This is a genomic window from Rhodococcus sp. 14C212, assembly GCF_011058195.1.
Taxonomy (GTDB): Bacteria; Actinomycetota; Actinomycetes; order Mycobacteriales; family Mycobacteriaceae; genus Rhodococcus; species Rhodococcus aetherivorans.
The window spans coordinates 1-15,580 of sequence record NZ_JAALEH010000053.1; the positions used below are offsets into that span (position 1 = coordinate 1).

Below are 15,580 nucleotides of genomic sequence, written 5' to 3' on the forward strand. Positions count from 1 at the left end.
CGCGACGCGAACAGGTACTCCATACAGGCGTCATCATCAGGGAAGCGCCGCTGGAACTCCACGATCGTGCGCGGGAAGTCGGGACGCGGCATTTGCCCAGGCTACCTGATCTAACCGGATAAGCATGACGGCGATTATGTCAAGTAGTAACATCACCTCCTCATCGTGTTTCAAAAGGACCGGTGTAAGAGAATGTCTCTTATGGATCAGATCACCTGTGCGGCATGATGCATGCCGTGTTCGATGCGTTGTCTACTCGGTTGGTGCCGGATGCGTTGTGGGAGATCGTCGAACCGCTGCTGCCCGGGTTCCGGCCGCGGCCGCAGGGCGGTAGTCGGGCGGCGCTGGACGATCGGGCGGTATTCACCGCCATTGTCTACGTGCTCACCAGCGGCTGCTCGTGGCGGTACCTGCCGCCGTCGTTCGGGGTCAGCGTCCCGACCGCGCACCGCCGCTTCGCGACCTGGGTCAAGGCCGGGGTGTTCGACGAGCTGCACCGGCAGGTTCTCGACCGGCTCGGGGTCGGCGGGGACCTGGACTGGGCCGCGGCGATCCTGGACGCAGCGCACGTCCGGGCGAAAGGGGGATCTCTGACCGGTCGCAGCCCGGTCGATCGAGGGAAGAACGGCTCGAAGATCCATATCCTCTCCGATGCCGACGGCATCCCGCTGGTGACTGCGGTGACCTCGGCGAACACCCACGACAGCGTCACGCTCCAACCCATGGTCACCGCGATTCCGGCGGTGCGCTCGCGCCGCGGGCCGCGGCGCCGCAGGCCTGGGCGGTTGCGGACGGACAAGGGCTACGACGCCGCGGTGCACCGCCGGTGGCTGCGCGCCCGACGTATCGTCCCGCGGATCGCGCGCCGCGGCGTCGACACCAGTGAGCGCCTGGGCCGGTACCGGTGGAAGATCGAACGCACCCTGGCCTGGCTGACCGGCTACCGGCGGCTGACGATCCGCTACGGTGAGCACTTCGCCGGGTTTCTCCAACTTGCCGCCGCGCTGACCTGCTGGAAGAAGCTCCCCAAATGAGACATCCTCTTAGTCGTGCACCTGCTCCGCGACCCAGGCCGCGACCTGGGTCCGGGAGGTGAATCCGAGTTTGGTCAGGATGTGCTCCACATGACCTTGTGCCGTGCGAGGTGAGATCACCAGGCGACGGGCGATGGCCTGATTGGTGAGGCCTTCGCCGATGAGCTCGGCGACCTGACGTTCCCTTTTGGTCAGGCGCGCCGACGCATCGGCGTCGAGAGTCGAGGTGGCCGGCGGTTGCTCGTTGAGGGCGTAGGCGATGGCCGCATCGAAGCCGAATTGTTCACCTTTGCGGTGGGCCGCCCCGAAGGCTTTGTCCCCGAGTTTCTGCCGGGTCTTCTGGGCGCATTCTTTGTGGTAGGCCACCAGATTGGAATGAATGACCACGGAACTGCCGATTGCCTGTGCCAGCCCGTCCGCGGCTCCCATCAGAACTGCGGCCCGACACGCATCGCGCCGCTCGAAGCTGATCCAGGCCAGCGCCTCGAGGCAGGCGGCCACACCGCGGGGACTGCGCACCTGCCTGTTCAGCTCCAGTGCTTGCTCGAGAAGCTGCACCGCGCGATCGGTATCATGCTGCTGCCATACCGTAATTCCCAAGGCCCACAACGAATGTGATCGATACATTTTCTCGCCGTGCATTTCCGTGATCGCCAGGACACGCTCATGGCATTCGATAGCCCGCTCTGGCAGACCACTCAGTCCGTAGGCCGTCCCCAACTGGTAGAGGGCCGCTACTTCCAGCGTTCGATCTCCGCGTTCGCTGAACTCTGCCAGTGCAGTTTCGAGGCGAGAGCGGGCGCGTACGAGATCACCATTGAGGAGGGCCAGCGCGCCGTCGGCGAAGACAACGAACGCGCGCATCATCGGGTCGGCGGTCTGCGCTGCCAGCGTGCGCGCCTCTTCGACGAGTGCGGTCCCCGTGTGAACGTCACCCTGCACGTTCGCCATCACGCTGGCACAGTAAAGCGCCTTGACCCACTCGAGGGTGAGTGGGCCACTCCGGCGGGCGAGCAGCTGATCGTACCAGCGCCGCCCCTCGCTGTAGAGCCCCTGCGAGGCCCAAAACATGTAAAGTGCGGCGGCGATCCGCAGACCGGCGGCGGGATCGTCGTCGAGGCTGAATTCGAGGGCTTCGCGCAGGTTCGGTTGCTCCCACTTCAAACGGGCGATCCAGTCGAGCTGACGAGCGCTGATCCACTCGGCCTCCGCGCCGAGCGCCAACTTCTCGTACCAGTTCCGGTGGCGACGACGCACGGCGAGGTCCTCTCCGGTCGCCTCGAGCTTCTCGCGGCCGTATTCGCGGAGGGTCTCGAGCATCCGGAAGCGCACCGCCGACCGGTGTTCCTCCCGGATCAGGATCGACTTCTCCACCAGGGAGGTCAGCGTGTCCAGCAACTCGCCCGCCTCCAAACCCTCGCCGCACACCCGCTCGGCCGCGTCGAGTTCGAAGCTCCCCGCGAACACCGCCACCCGACCCCACACCAGTTGTTCACCGGCGGTGCACAACTCGAAGCTCCAGTCGATACACCACCGCAGGGTCTGTTGCCGCGTCGGCGCACCCCGGCTACCGCGGGTCAGCAGGGTGTAGCGGTCGGTCAACCTGTCCAGGATCTGCTCGGGCGAGAGCGCCCGCAACCGGGCCGCGGCCAACTCGATCGGCAGCGGCAACCCGTCGAGACGGTGGCAGATCCCCGCCACGGCCATCGCGTTGTCCTCGGTGAGCGCGAAACCGGGGACGGCGGCAGCGGCGCGTTCGACGAACAATTTCACCGCATCGTATTGGGGCAACCCCCGCAGCGAGAGCCGCCGCTGCGGGTCCGGGACGGCCAGCGGCGGCACTCGCAGCACCGCCTCCCCACCGAGGACCAGGGGCTCGCGGCTGGTGGCCAGAATCCGCACCCGCGGACACGACCGCAGCAGGAGCTCGGCGAGTTCGGCGACCGCATCCACCATGTGCTCGCAGTTGTCCAGGACCACCAGCACCTGCCGCGGTGCGAGAAACTCGGTCAGCACCTCCCGCCCCGGCCTCGCCGAATGATCCCGCACTCCCACGGCGGCGGTTACCGCCTCGACCAGCGACGCTCCGTCGCGCAGCTCGCCCAGCTCGACCAGGCGGACCCCGTCGGCGTAGTCGCGCTGCACCGCCGCCGCGGCCCGCACCGCCAGCCGCGTCTTGCCGACACCGCCGATCCCGGTCAAGGTCACCAGCCGCGACCCGGCCAGCAGGTTCTTCGCCTCGGCAAGCTCGTGGCGGCGGCCGACGAAGCTGGTCAGCTCCAGGGGGAGGCTGCCCGTCGCCCCCAGCGGGGAGGACGGCGGCGACAATCGCCCGCCACGCGACGTCGGTTGCTCCCCGCTCCCCTGCGCATCAGGTTCCGCACGAAGCGCCATGTCGTCGACCGGAAAGCCATGGTCGCGTTGCAGGGCTCGCAGCTGTTCCCCGAAGTCCGCGGCGGTCGCCGGGCGCTGACCGGGCTCGCGGGACATCGCACGGGCGATCGTGTCGGACACATCCTCGGGGATCCCGTGCTCGCGCAGGTCGGGCACCGTCTGCGTGGTGATCCGCAGAAACTGCGCGACGACCTGCTCACCGCTACGACGTTCGAACGCGGCATGTCCGGTCAGGGCACTGAACAAGGTGGCACCGAGACCGTAGATGTCCGCGGCGGGGCTGGGCGGAGCACCGCCCAGCACCTCCGGTGCGGTGTAGGCCGGCGATCCGGTGACCGCGCCGGTGGCGGTCTCGAATCCCCCGGAGATGTGCGCGATACCGAAATCGGCCAACTCCGGCTCGCCGTACTCGGTGAGCAGGATGTTCGCCGGTTTGACGTCACGATGCAGGATGCCGAGCCGGTGCGCGGTCTCGATCGCACCGGCCATCTTCACCCCGAGCCGAAGAACCTGATCCAAGGCAAGCGGACCGCCCTTCCGGATCCGGGCCTCCAGCGAATCCTGCGGGTGGTACGGCATCACGATGTAGGGACGGCCGCTGTCGGTGGCGCCGACCTGCAGAATGTTGACGATGTGCGGGTGCCCGGTCAGCCGCCCCATCGCCCGCTGCTCCCTAAAAAACCGGGCACGGTTCTCCTCGTCGAGATCGACGGTGAGCACCTTCACCGCCACCGTGCGATCCAGGTCCGCCTGGGTGCAGCGGTAGACCACGCCGAAACCGCCACGGCCGATCTCCTGGACATCGTCGAACCCGGCGCCAGCCAACTCCACAGCCGGGGACGGCGGGTACCTCTGCGTATCGAGCGAATCACCCGCACCCATCGGACGGCCTATTCACTCCGTCGGCTCGCGGGTTTCTACACGCTGGTCCCCGACACTCGACCAGCGCAGATACCCCAGATACCGCAGTGGACTCACCTCGCAATCGCGTGCACTCAAGGATATCGCTGACAGTGTTCGGTGCGGCGTTCGTTTCCGGGACCGATGTGAGCCTCACCATTTCGGCAATCAAGTTGTTCAATCTATTTGTACGCTTTGCTAATGATTACCGAGCAGTCCACCGCACAGGACCTCCGAGAAGCGCTGCGCCCGATATGGCGACAGCTCACCGTCGGCAGGACACTCTCCATCGGCAAGATAGGTGTGCTCACCTACCTCTCGCAACACGGACGCACCTCGGCGTCCACCCTCGCAGCGGCCGAACGGATCAGCCCCCAGGCGATCGCCAACGCCGTGCGCGAACTCGAAAGCCTCCGCCTGGTGGTGCGCACCCCCGACGAGCACGATCGACGCCGGATCTGGATCGAACTCACCGATGCCGGTCGCGAGAGACTTGCCCAGGAGCGTTCGAAAGGCCTGGAGCGGCTCGAACAGGCCATCGCCGAGCGGCTGAGCCTCGAAGAGAAAAGAACCCTCGACTCCGTCGTCCCGATTCTGCGCAAGTTGGTCGACGATGCCCCCGTCGACTGAACCCCCCACACGAGCTCGGCTCCTGCCAGCCCTGGCCTACGCCGCCCTGACCAGCGCGATCGTCAGCTCCCTCGGCATGTTGCTGGTGCCGACCATTTCCCACGACATGCGGGTCGAGGTCAGTACCGGGCAGTGGATGCTCACCGTCAACCTCCTCGTCGGGGCGATCGCCACCCCGATCATGGGCCGGCTCAGCGATGGCCCCCACAAAAAACGCCTGCTCCTGTGGTCCCTGACGACGATCCTCCTCGGTTCGATCCTCGCCGCGTGCGCACCCAACTTCACCGTCTTCCTGATCGGGCGGGCGTTGCAGGGACTGTCCTACGGAATCGTTCCGGTCACGATCGCCCTCGCCCGCCGCTACCTTCCCGCCCACCAGGCCCGGCTCGGCATCTCGAGCCTGTCGGTGACGGTGACCACCGGCCTGGGCCTCGGATACCCACTGACCGGCATCCTCGCCGACCTTCTCGGGTTCCGTTTCGCCTTCTGGTTCGCGGCACTGTTCCTGGCCACCACCCTCCTCGTCGTCTGGCGTGTGATTCCCGCAGGCCCCGACGCGCACGCACCACGCAAAACCCTGGACCTCCCGGGCGCACTGCTGGTCGGCACCGGGCTGGCCTGCCTGCTCGTCGCCGTCAGCGAAGGGTCCCGGTGGGGCTGGGGCACCCCGCCGATCCTGGGATTCCTCACCGGAGCAGCGCTACTGCTGACGCTGTGGTGCGTCGTGGAACTACGCACCCCGAACCCGCTGATCAACCTGCGGGTACTGCGCAACGGCGACGTGCTGGTCGCCAACAGCACGGCGATCGGCCTCGGCGCCGCGATGTATATCGGGCTCTCGATCGGCAGCCTCATCGCCCAAGCGCCCGACTCCACCGCATACGGCATCGCGCTACCGCTGTTCTGGGCCGGATTCGTGATGCTTCCGCTGTCGGTGGCCAGTTTCGGTGCGAATCGACTCGTCCGCGCCCTCTCCCACCGGATCCGCATGAGGACTCTGCTGCTCCTGGGCGCAGCTCTCGTGACCGCCTCGAGCGTGCTCCTGTGGTTCGCCCACACCGCGCTGTGGGACATCCTGATCGGCATGTTCGGGTTCGGAGCCGGGATGGGCATGACGTACGCGGCGATGCCGGCCCTGATCGCCCGCAGCGTCGCCGACACCGAACTCGGCAGCGCCGTGAGCTTCAACCAGGTGCTGCGCACCGTCGGTGGCTCGTTCGGCAGCGCCATCGCAGGCGCGGTGCTCGCCGCGAACCTGGCACCGGACCTGCATCCCACCGAACACGGGATCAAGCTCGCCCTCGCCCTCGGCGCCCTCGGATGCGCGGTCGTCTTCGCCGCACTCCTCGTCAATCACGTGATATCCCGTCCGCCGACTCCGACCTCGACACCGGCGGACCCCCGGGTCGGTCGGCTCTGATCCTGAATCCACCGACTGGCCCTCGAGGAGCTATCCGGATCCGCAAACCGGGTGAAGCAGGTTCCGGGCGTGAGGTAGCCGCTGGTCTACCCAGCCTTTCCACGATTTCGCTCCGGTCGCACCTTTCGGCGGGTCGTAGGTTTCAGGAACTCGATGGTGGGCTGTGGCCGATAGTGTTGGCCCACAGTCGAAGCCACGCGGCCGACCAGGGCCAGTGGGTGGGTAGTCGCAAGCGCGGTTTTCGTTGCGGTCGACACAATCGGGCGGGGATGTTGACGATCTTGCGCCGCAGCGTCGCCCCACGGGCGCGCGAATGCCCACCTCCTGCAAGAACGCCGGTCGCGCGCAGCAGATTGTGGGCGATCGCCGCGCAGAGCACCCACGCGGAGTTCGCCCCGAAGCGCCCCGACGGCATGTGTGCCAGAGGGCCGTCGACGAGGTCGGCGAAGACGGTTTCGATGATCGCGCGCCGGCGATGGGTGACATCGGCATCGACCACCGAGGAGGTGGTGTTGGTAAAGAACGAATGATATCGCCACACCGGAAACAACGCGTCGGGGTAGCGGGCGTCTTTGACGCGGCGCACGATCAACCGGGCGGTGACCGAAGTCTTGGTCGAGGCGAAGGCGGTGTAGGTGGTTTCGGCGACTTCGGCGTCGGAGATCCACGCTCCGGTGTCGGGGTTGCGGACCGCACCGGTGTACACGCCTCGTCGGCAATCGAGTCGATCGCGCGTTGGACCGCGGTGTTCTTGGCCAGGACGAGCGAGAAGCACACTTTCGCGCGCAGGCATGCCGAGATGACCGCACGGGTGCCGTACGCGGAATCCCCGCGGACCACGAGGGCCCCGGTTGCGCCCGCCGCCCGGGCGGTGACGATGGCCTGGGTGGCCATCCGACCTGCACCTTTACCGGATCCGGCTTTCCCGGCGCTCAGTCGCATGCCGGCGATGATCGGCGCGGAGTCGGCGGTGCTGAGCGTCGTCGCCAGCGGGGACAGGCCTTTGCGCAGGATCTGTTTGCCGGCGATCTTCGTGCGTCCGCAGGAGGTGCCTTGTTTGGCGTGGCAGTAGACCGGGCGCAGCAGCGAGTCGATGTCGATGAACGCCTGCTCGGCCAGGCCGGGCAGGATCTCGACCCGGGCGGTGAGTGCGACTAGCGGTAGCGGACGGGATGGCCGGCGTCGTCCCAGTCGGGCAGCGGCGGTACTCGGGTGGCCAGGACGGTCTCGGCGAAGATCAGCGCGACGGCAAGGGTGCGGGCCACCGGGCGGAGGACGAAGGTGGAGATCATCGGACGTGCCTTTTCTTTCTGCGAGTGGCCGCCTGGCGACGGGGACGGGCCCGGACGCCCCGCCCAGGGGAAGACGGGGCGTCCGGCAGGTGCGACTTGTCGGCCCGAGGTGTGCGTAACCGAGGACACGAGCCACGCTGCGGACAACCAGACCAACCAGTACATGACCGGTCCATCGCCGGCGAGCTACCGGCCGGTGAGCGGCGACTGTTGGGTGGCCCAACGCACATGCAGCTGTGCGTAGCGCTCACGGTTGGCGGCGGGGCCACCGGCCGCCAGGCGCCGGTTGTCCCGCCGACCTCAGATCACCAGGTGTAGAAGCCCTGACCGCTCTTGCGTCCGAAATGGCCTGCTGCGACCTTCTCTCGCAGGATGGCCGGCGGGTCGAAACGGTCGCCGACCTCCCGGGCGAGGTGCTCTGCGATAGCCAGGCGTACGTCCAATCCGACCACGTCGGTGGTTCGCAGCGGACCCATGGGGTGCTTGTAACCCAAGGTCATGGCCGTGTCGATGTCCTCGGCCGAGGCGACGCCGTCTTCGAGCATGCGCATCGCTTCGAGGGCGATCGCCACCCCAAGCCGCGAGGAGGCAAATCCGGGCGAGTCGGTGACGGTGATTGCGGTCTTTCCCAACGCCTCGACCCATCCCTGGGCGGCGGTGACCATCTCCGCACTCGTCTTGGCGCCGACGACGATCTCGACCAGCTCGCTGGCGGGAACCGGGTTGAAGAAGTGGAGACCGAGGAACCGCTCCGGACGAGCGAGTCCGCCTGCCAGCTGGTCGACCGACAGCGAGCTGGTGTTGGTCGCCAACTTCGCCTCGGGTGCGTGCTCCTCGATGCGGGCGAGGACCTGCGCCTTGAGCTCGACGATTTCCGGCACTGCCTCGACGACCAGGCCGCATTCGGCCAGTGCCGACGGATCGGTCGCCACCGTGAACCGTTGCTGAACCCGATCGACCGGTTCGGTGAGAGTGCCGCGTGCTGCGGCCTTGTCGAGGCTGGCGCTGACGCGTCCCCGCGCCGCGGCCGCGGCGGCACTGTCCGCTTCGATCACCGTGACGGAGGCACCCGCCAGGAGGAACGCGTGTGCTATTCCCGCACCCATACGGCCACCGCCGTACACACCGATATTCGTGGGCAGAGACATCAGTTCTCCGTTCTGGACGACACGCTTTCGAGGACGACTGCCAGGGCTTGGCCGACGCCGATGCAAATGGCGGCAACGCCCCACCTCTGCCGGTGTCGGACCAGCCGGTGAGCGAGAGTGCCGAGTATGCGGGCGCCCGAGGCGCCCAGGGGATGGCCGATCGCGATGGCGCCACCCCAGGTGTTGACGATGTCGGGGTCGATCTTCCACGCGTCGATGCAGGCCAAGGACTGCACCGCGAAGGCTTCGTTGAGTTCGACGGCGTCCACCTGGTCCCACCCGATCCCGGCGCGGGCGAGGGCCGCGTTGGCGGCCTCGACCGGAGCGAACCCGAAATCCTGAGGGTCGAGCGCGTGCACACCGCGGCCGGCGATCCGGGCGAGCGGTGCAGATCCGATCCGATCCGCTGCGTCCGCCGATCCGATCAGCAGTGCGGATGCTCCGTCGTTGAGTGGACTGGCGTTGCCCGCCGTGATCGTTCCGTCCGAGCGGAACGACGGTGACAATCCGGCCAGCTTCTCCGGCGTCGATCCCGGGCGGATTCCTTCGTCTCGTGTCAGTTCGGCGATCGGTACGACCAAATCGTCGTACACACCGGCATTCCAGGCAGCGTCAGCGAGCTGATGTGACCGGGCGGCGAACTCGTCCTGTCGCTGGCGAGAGATGCCGAAACGGGCGGCGAGCTGCTCGTTGCACTCGCCCAGCGATGCTGTCCATTCCCTGGGCATCTTCGGGTTGACCAGGCGCCATCCGAGAGTGGTCGACACGGCGGCGATATTGCCGGCGGGATAGGCCCGCGACGGCTTCGGCAGCACCCATGGAGCCCTGGTCATCGACTCCACTCCCCCGACCAGCACGATGGTTGCGTCCCCGGATTCCACCGTTCGGGATGCGATCATCGCGGCGTCCAACGAAGACCCGCACAAACGGTTCACCGTGGTGGCGGGCACACTCGTCGGCAGTCCGGCCAGCAACACTGCCATGCGTCCGACGTTGCGGTTCTCCTCACCGGCCCCGTTGGCGTTTCCCCAGACGACGTCGTCGATGTCCGCCGGATCCAACGACGATGACGACGACAGCAATCCCGAGATAGCCACTGCCGCAAGGTCGTCCGGACGAATCTCGGCGAGCGCTCCGCCGAATCGCCCGAATGGGGTGCGGGTTGCGGCATAGAGGTATGCCTCGGTCATTGGGTCTCCATTTCGAGGGGCGGGGTTCTCGGCGCGGACGGGCCGAGCATGTCCGGTGCCGGGTGGACCGGCTGAGGAGTCCGGCCGGATCGCGCAGAGTGTGATAGATGATCAGCCGAGGCCGGTGGTGACAACGATCTTGCCCTTCACCTTGCCGTTCTTGACGTACTGCAGCGCGTCGGACACCTGGTCCAACGGGAAGACCGTGTCGACGACGGCATCGATCGTGCCCTCGACGAACAGGTCGAAGACCTCGGCCATGATCGACCGTAGGAACTGCGGGTTGCGTTCGTGGTAGTCGCTGCTCTGCAGGCCGAGCACGCTGATGTTCTTGACCAGGAGGTGGCCCGGTTTGATGGGGTTCTGACCACCCGCGGCGAAGCCGACGATCACGATGCGGCCTTCCCACGCGGCCGCCCGAATGATCTGGGTGAGATAGTCGCTTCCGAGCATCTCGAGTACCACATCGACACCGCGACCGTCGGTCGCGGCGAGCAGGTCCTCGCGGAGAGTCGCTGCCGTCGAGGTCAGCACGACATCGGCACCCAGGCGTCGGGACAGTTCGGCCTTCGACTCGTCCTGGGCGAGGGCGATGACGTGGGCTCCCTTCGCCTTCGCCAACTGGATGCCGACCGAGCCGACCCCGCCGCCCGCTCCGGTGACGAGAACCGTCTCGCCGGACTGCAGCCGTCCACGGTGGAACAGACCGAGGTGCGCGGTCGAGGCCACCAGCCCGAAGGCCGCGGCCTCCTCGTAGCCGACGCCGTCCGGTAGGGCCATCACCAGGTCCTGGGGAGCCACCAGTTGCTCGGCGTAGCCCCCGAATTCGACGATCGCGAGGACACGCTGTCCGACGGTGATGCGGTCGACCCCTGCACCGACCGCGAGAACCCGCCCTGCTGCTTCCTTACCGGGACTGAACGGTCTCGCCGGAAGGTTCTGGTAGGTCCCGTCGACGACGAGCAGATCCGGGAAGTTGATGCTGACCGCGCCGACCTCGATCACCACTTCACCGGGGCCGGGGACCAGGTCCGGAACTTCTTCGATCGCCAGACTGGACGGAGCTCCGAACTCCCTGACCAGGGCTGCTCGCATGGGTGTCTTTCCTTTCGGCGTGGTCGCCACACGTCTTACTCGTCGCCCGGATCGGGCGGGGGTCCGGCGGCGGAGGGCGCGTCGTCAGACGAGCATCTCCCGCAGTTTGTACTTCTGTATCTTCCCGCTCGGCGTCATCGGCAACGCCGGTAGTGCAACAACTCTCTCCGGCAGGTAGTGCTTGGATAGCCCCTGGGACAGCAGGTAGTCAGCCAGAGATTCGACGGTCGGATCGGGGCTTCCGGACTTGACGACGACAACGGCGCACACCCGCTCGCCGAGCCGGTCGTCGGGCAGACCGACAACGGCTGCGTTGACGATATCGGGGTGATCGAAAATCACCGATTCGACATCGGTGACAGGGATGTTCTCGCCACCACGGATGACGATGTCCTTCGTCCGCCCCCGCAGTGACAACCACCCGTGCTCGTCGAGGCTGGCCCGATCACCGGTCTTGAACCACAGGCCGGGCAGGAACGCCTCCTGGGTGGCGTCGGGGCGGTCGTAATACCCGTAGATCAACGAGGGCCCGCGGACAAGAAGGTCACCGACCTCACCGACCGCGACATCGTCTCCGGCGGCGTCGACGACCCGTACCTCCGACCCGGCGAAGACGGAACCGTCGGTGCCCTGGATCGCGGCGGGTTCCTTCGGTGTGCAGGAGATGATGATGCTGCACTCGGTCATGCCCCAGGCCGGGCAGATGTACGCGCCGAGCGCTTCTTGTGCTTGCGCCGGGAGCCCGCGCGGCACCGACGAACCCGCAATCACCAGGCACCTCAACGGGCAGTTCGGATCGCCGGCCAGGTCGGTGCGAATCATGTCCTGGAGAAAGGCCGGTGCCCCGAAGAAGGTGGTCACACCCTCTGTCCGGATGATCTCCACACCCCAGGCCGGATCCCAGCGGTCGACGTGCACGCCCGTTCCGCCGAGCGCCAGGGTGAACAGGATGCCCCACTCGAATCCGGTGTGATGACCCACCGGTGAGGCCACCAGCTGCACCATCGGATCGCCGTACTCCGCCGGACCGACATGCGCCGCTTGCTGCCGGGCCGAGTAGATCAGGCTGTTGTGACTGTGCATCGCGCCCTTGGGCTCTCCGGTCGTGCCGGAGGTGAAGCCGAGATAGCACACGCGGCCCGGGTCCGGGTCCGGGAAGTGCCGTGCGGGTACGTCGGCGTGACTCGACCACAGCGACTCACCGTCTCGCAGATCCGAACCGTCGTCGTCGAGCACGATCACGTGCTCGAGGGTGGGGATCTGCGCGCGCAGCGTTCGGGAGAGCTCGAGGTGATTGTTGCTGCGCCAGCGCCGCGGGATCACAAGGACCTTCGCCTTGCTGCGCCGCAGGATCGCCGCCGCCTGCTTCTCGCCGTAGGCCACCGGGATACCGGCGTAGATCGCACCGATCTCGTTGATGCCGAACACCATCTCCGGGTACTCGACCCAGTTCGGGAGCATCAGCACGACGGCATCACCGACACCCACGCCGAGCGAAGTGAAGACGCTGGCCGCGTGGTGCGCATTCCTATCGAAGTCCCGATAGGTCCGCGTGACCCGATCTCCACTCGTTCGGTGTCCCACCAACGCGATGCGATCCGGGAACCGTTCGGCGGTCTCGGTGAGCAGTGAGCGGATCGACCGGTCCTCCCACCATCCCTGTTCCCGCCACCGCTCGGCGGTCGCGTCGTCGATCGGGGTGAACTGGCCGTCCAGCAGATCGGACGGAGGTCGGTGCGTCCGCGAGGTCACGATGCCTCCTTCCGCAGGGAAGGCGGTGCGGGCGGTAGACCCGCGAGGGCACGTGCCGTGGCGACCGCGGCTCCCTGCGTGTCCACGGCGGCGCGCAGCGACACCGCGTCGCGGAGCCGGCGTTCGGCGCTGTACTCCGTGAGATAGCCGTAGCCCCCGTGCGATTGCAGAGCCGCGGCGGCGACGTCGATGGCGTTGTCGCACGCGTGTCGGGCGGCGGCGAAGGCGTGGACCGGATCGCTGTCACCGAGCGCCGGCGCCAGTGCGACGACCGAGCCGGTGGCCTGGCCGAGCAGGCTGTGGCGCACTGTGGGAATTGCGGTGAGTGCGTCGCCGAACTGGCGGCGATCGGCGGCGTAGGCGGCGGCCGCATCGGCGGCGGCGCCGGCGATGCCCGCAGCGACCGCCGCCGCCCCGAGGCGCAATCGGTTTCGCGCGGTGTCGGTGGAGATGCCGGTCAGCGGTCGGACGGCGTCCCCGGTGGCGTCGACCTCGGCGCTGCGTGTCAGTGCGCCCACGAGTCCGGTACGTCGCTGCGGAGTGAACCGAACCGCGTCGGGGGCGATGAGGACCGCGGCGTCGTCACCGTCGAGCACCAGCAGATACGGCGTCGGTGCCGCGGCGTCGAGGCGGTCGATCACCCCGGTGACGGTGTTGCCGGTCCATGCCAGCCGGACGTGCGCCGAGCTGGTGTCGGCTACGGCCACCGCCGCCGTTCCGGCGTGAATCCGTGCCACGAGGGCGTCGAATCGGTGGTCGTCGCCCAGAAGGTCGACCGCCGCGTGCGCCTGCACGCAGGCCCATCCGAGGGCGGGCCAGGCGCGGCCGAGGCGCTCGAAGACGGCAGCGGTGAGCCGGTGCCCCGCTCCGCCACCACCAGCGGACTCGGAGGTACCCACCGTCCAGATCCCCAGGTCGGCGAGAGCCGAGACCAGTGCGATCACGGCGGCCGGATCGTCTTCGAGGTCGAGACTGTGTGCGGCGGTGAAGGAGTCGAGCATCACCTGCACGTCCCGTTCGTCCCCCTCGAGGGCTGGGCCCCACCATCCGCCGTGGGTGGTCATGACCAGAAGCTTTCGGACTTGGGCTGGCGCCGTTCGCCGAATGCTGCGCTGACCTCGTGAGCTTCCTGGGTCTGCAGGTACAGGGTGAGCTGCTGGTCGTGCGCCATCCGGGCCTGGCCCGACACGCCGTTGTGGCGAGCGGAGAAGGCCGCCTTCAGGCCGCCGATGGCCATGGGGCTGCGGGTGGCGATTTCGTTGGCGACCTCGGCGGCGCGGGCCTGCAGCTCGCTCGCGGGCACCACGTCGTTGACCAGTCCCATCTCGCGGGCCTGCTGCGCGGTGTACTTGCGGTTGAGGTACCACATCTCCTTGGCGCGCTTGCGGCCGATGGTGTCCTCGAGGTACCAGCTGCCGTAGCCGGCGTCGAAACTTCCCACCATCGGGCCGACCTGCCGGAAGACGGCGTTGTCGGCGGCGATGGTCAGATCGCAGACGGTGTGCAGGACGTTGCCGCCGCCGACCGCGAACCCGTTGACAGCGGCGATGATCGGCTTGGGAATGGTGTCGATGGCCTGGTAGACGTCGATGATCGGCAGTACCTGCGACTGATCGAGCGAGGTGACCGGGTCGTGTTCACCGCCGATGCAGAAGAACTTTTCCCCGGTACCGGTCAGGACGGCCGCCCGGAGCTGAGGGTCGAGACGGAACTTCTGCAGGGCGTCGAACAGTTCCAGACAGGTCCGGTGGCGGAACTTGTTGCCGGCGTCGGGTCGGTTGAGGGTGATCGTCAGAACCGGACCGTCGACGGCGGTGAGAATGTCGTCGTAGCTCATGTCAGTTGCTCTCCTGGGTCTGGGCGGTGCGGAATCCGTGGTCGCTCTTGTCGCCGAGGCGACCGGCGGCGACCATCTGGCGTAGCAGCGGAGGCGGCGCGTACCGGGCATCCGACGTCGCGGTGTACACCGCTTCGGTGTTCTGCAGGTGGACGTCGAGGCCGATCCGATCGAGCATCGCGAACGGTCCGGTCTTGTAGCCGAGGCCGAGTTCGAGGGCGACATCGATGTCCTCGGCGGTGGCCAGACCGTCGTCGAATTCCTGAATGACGTCGTTGAGGTAGGGCAACAGCATGGAATTGACCAGGAATCCGGGGCGGTCGGGGACCACCACGGCGACCTTGCCGAGGTCGTCGACGAGCGCGACCAGCCGCTCGATCAGGTCCTCACCGGTCTGCAGTGCCCGCACCACCTCGACGGTGGTGTGCGTCGGTGCGGGGTTGAAGAAGTGCAGGCCCGCGACTCGGCTGCTGTTCGGTAGGGCGGCGGCGAGATCGGTGACCGACACGGAGTCGGTGGTGGTGACGATCGGGGTCCGATCGTCGACGACGGCTGCGGCCTCGGCCAGCGCGGTCTTCTTCACCTCGGCGTTCTCGGTGACGGCTTCGACGACGATCTCGGCTGCCGAGAAGTCGGCGACGGAGGTGGTGCCGGTGATGCGGTCGAGGATTGCGGTCTTGTCCTCCGCCGTCGCCTGCCCCGCGGTGATGCTGGCGTCCAGGGCGGCTGCGACGGCGGCGGTACCGGCGTCGACGGTGGTTCGGTCGGTGTCGAGGACGATCACCTCGCGTCCGGATGCTGCGAACACCTGGGCGATACGGGCGCCCCTGGTGCCGAAGCCGAGGATGGCGACCGCTCGAAAGTCTTTGGTGGATTCGCTCATTGACT

The 15,580-nt window shown here is 67.4% G+C and carries 12 protein-coding genes and 1 pseudogene; 3 read left to right on the forward strand and 10 right to left on the reverse strand.

What is annotated here, in order from left to right; genetic code table 11:
• The first annotated feature begins 248 nt into the window (after positions 1-248).
• Positions 249-1,034: an IS5 family transposase gene (locus G6038_RS20235; RefSeq protein WP_165039600.1), complete on the forward strand. Its 786-nt coding sequence runs from the start codon at positions 249-251 to the stop codon at positions 1,032-1,034.
• A gap of 9 nt (positions 1,035-1,043) precedes the next feature.
• On the opposite strand, the gene G6038_RS20240 is transcribed toward G6038_RS20235, so the two are convergent.
• Positions 1,044-4,310: a protein kinase gene (locus tag G6038_RS20240; RefSeq protein WP_165039572.1), complete on the reverse strand. Its 3,267-nt coding sequence runs from the start codon at positions 4,308-4,310 to the stop codon at positions 1,044-1,046.
• A 219-nt stretch (positions 4,311-4,529) separates the two neighbouring features.
• On the opposite strand from G6038_RS20240, the gene G6038_RS20245 reads away from it, so the two are divergent.
• Positions 4,530-4,958: a MarR family transcriptional regulator gene (locus G6038_RS20245; protein WP_165039573.1), complete on the forward strand. Its 429-nt coding sequence runs from the start codon at positions 4,530-4,532 to the stop codon at positions 4,956-4,958.
• Positions 4,942-6,378, forward strand: coding sequence for an MFS transporter (locus G6038_RS20250; RefSeq protein WP_165039574.1), 1,437 nt, complete (start codon positions 4,942-4,944; stop codon positions 6,376-6,378). The genes G6038_RS20245 and G6038_RS20250 overlap by 17 nt, the downstream gene beginning before the upstream one ends.
• Positions 6,379-6,520: 142 nt before the next feature.
• On the opposite strand, the pseudogene G6038_RS20255 reads toward G6038_RS20250, so the two are convergent.
• From G6038_RS20255 to G6038_RS20295, 9 genes and pseudogenes are all read right to left on the reverse strand, one after another.
• Positions 6,521-7,518: pseudogene (locus tag G6038_RS20255) on the reverse strand (IS1380 family transposase); the annotation flags it as partial.
• A 14-nt stretch (positions 7,519-7,532) separates the two neighbouring features.
• Positions 7,533-7,670: a hypothetical protein gene (locus G6038_RS20260; protein WP_165039601.1), complete on the reverse strand. Its 138-nt coding sequence runs from the start codon at positions 7,668-7,670 to the stop codon at positions 7,533-7,535.
• 305 nt (positions 7,671-7,975) lie between these two features.
• The gene (locus G6038_RS20265) at positions 7,976-8,818 is read right to left on the reverse strand and encodes a 3-hydroxyacyl-CoA dehydrogenase family protein (RefSeq protein WP_165039575.1); all 843 of its coding nucleotides are present in this window, start codon (positions 8,816-8,818) and stop codon (positions 7,976-7,978) included.
• Entirely contained in the window at positions 8,818-10,008 is a 1,191-nt protein-coding gene (locus G6038_RS20270) for a thiolase family protein (RefSeq protein ID WP_165039576.1), read from the reverse strand. The genes G6038_RS20265 and G6038_RS20270 overlap by 1 nt, the downstream gene beginning before the upstream one ends.
• Positions 10,009-10,119: 111 nt before the next feature.
• Positions 10,120-11,103 (reverse strand): NADPH:quinone oxidoreductase family protein, encoded by a 984-nt coding sequence (locus G6038_RS20275; RefSeq protein WP_165039577.1) that lies wholly within the window; start codon positions 11,101-11,103, stop codon positions 10,120-10,122.
• An 84-nt stretch (positions 11,104-11,187) separates the two neighbouring features.
• Positions 11,188-12,855, reverse strand: coding sequence for an AMP-binding protein (locus G6038_RS20280; protein WP_165039578.1), 1,668 nt, complete (start codon positions 12,853-12,855; stop codon positions 11,188-11,190).
• The gene (locus tag G6038_RS20285) at positions 12,852-13,919 is read right to left on the reverse strand and encodes an acyl-CoA dehydrogenase family protein (protein WP_165039579.1); all 1,068 of its coding nucleotides are present in this window, start codon (positions 13,917-13,919) and stop codon (positions 12,852-12,854) included. The genes G6038_RS20280 and G6038_RS20285 overlap by 4 nt, the downstream gene beginning before the upstream one ends.
• The gene (locus tag G6038_RS20290; protein WP_165039580.1) at positions 13,916-14,692 is read right to left on the reverse strand and encodes an enoyl-CoA hydratase-related protein; all 777 of its coding nucleotides are present in this window, start codon (positions 14,690-14,692) and stop codon (positions 13,916-13,918) included. Before G6038_RS20290 ends, G6038_RS20285 begins: the two co-directional genes overlap by 4 nt.
• A 1-nt stretch (position 14,693) precedes the next feature.
• Positions 14,694-15,575 carry a 3-hydroxyacyl-CoA dehydrogenase NAD-binding domain-containing protein gene (locus G6038_RS20295; RefSeq protein WP_165039581.1) on the reverse strand — a complete coding sequence of 294 codons (882 nt, stop codon included), beginning with the start codon at positions 15,573-15,575 and terminating at the stop codon, positions 14,694-14,696.
• Positions 15,576-15,580: the final 5 nt, after the last annotated feature.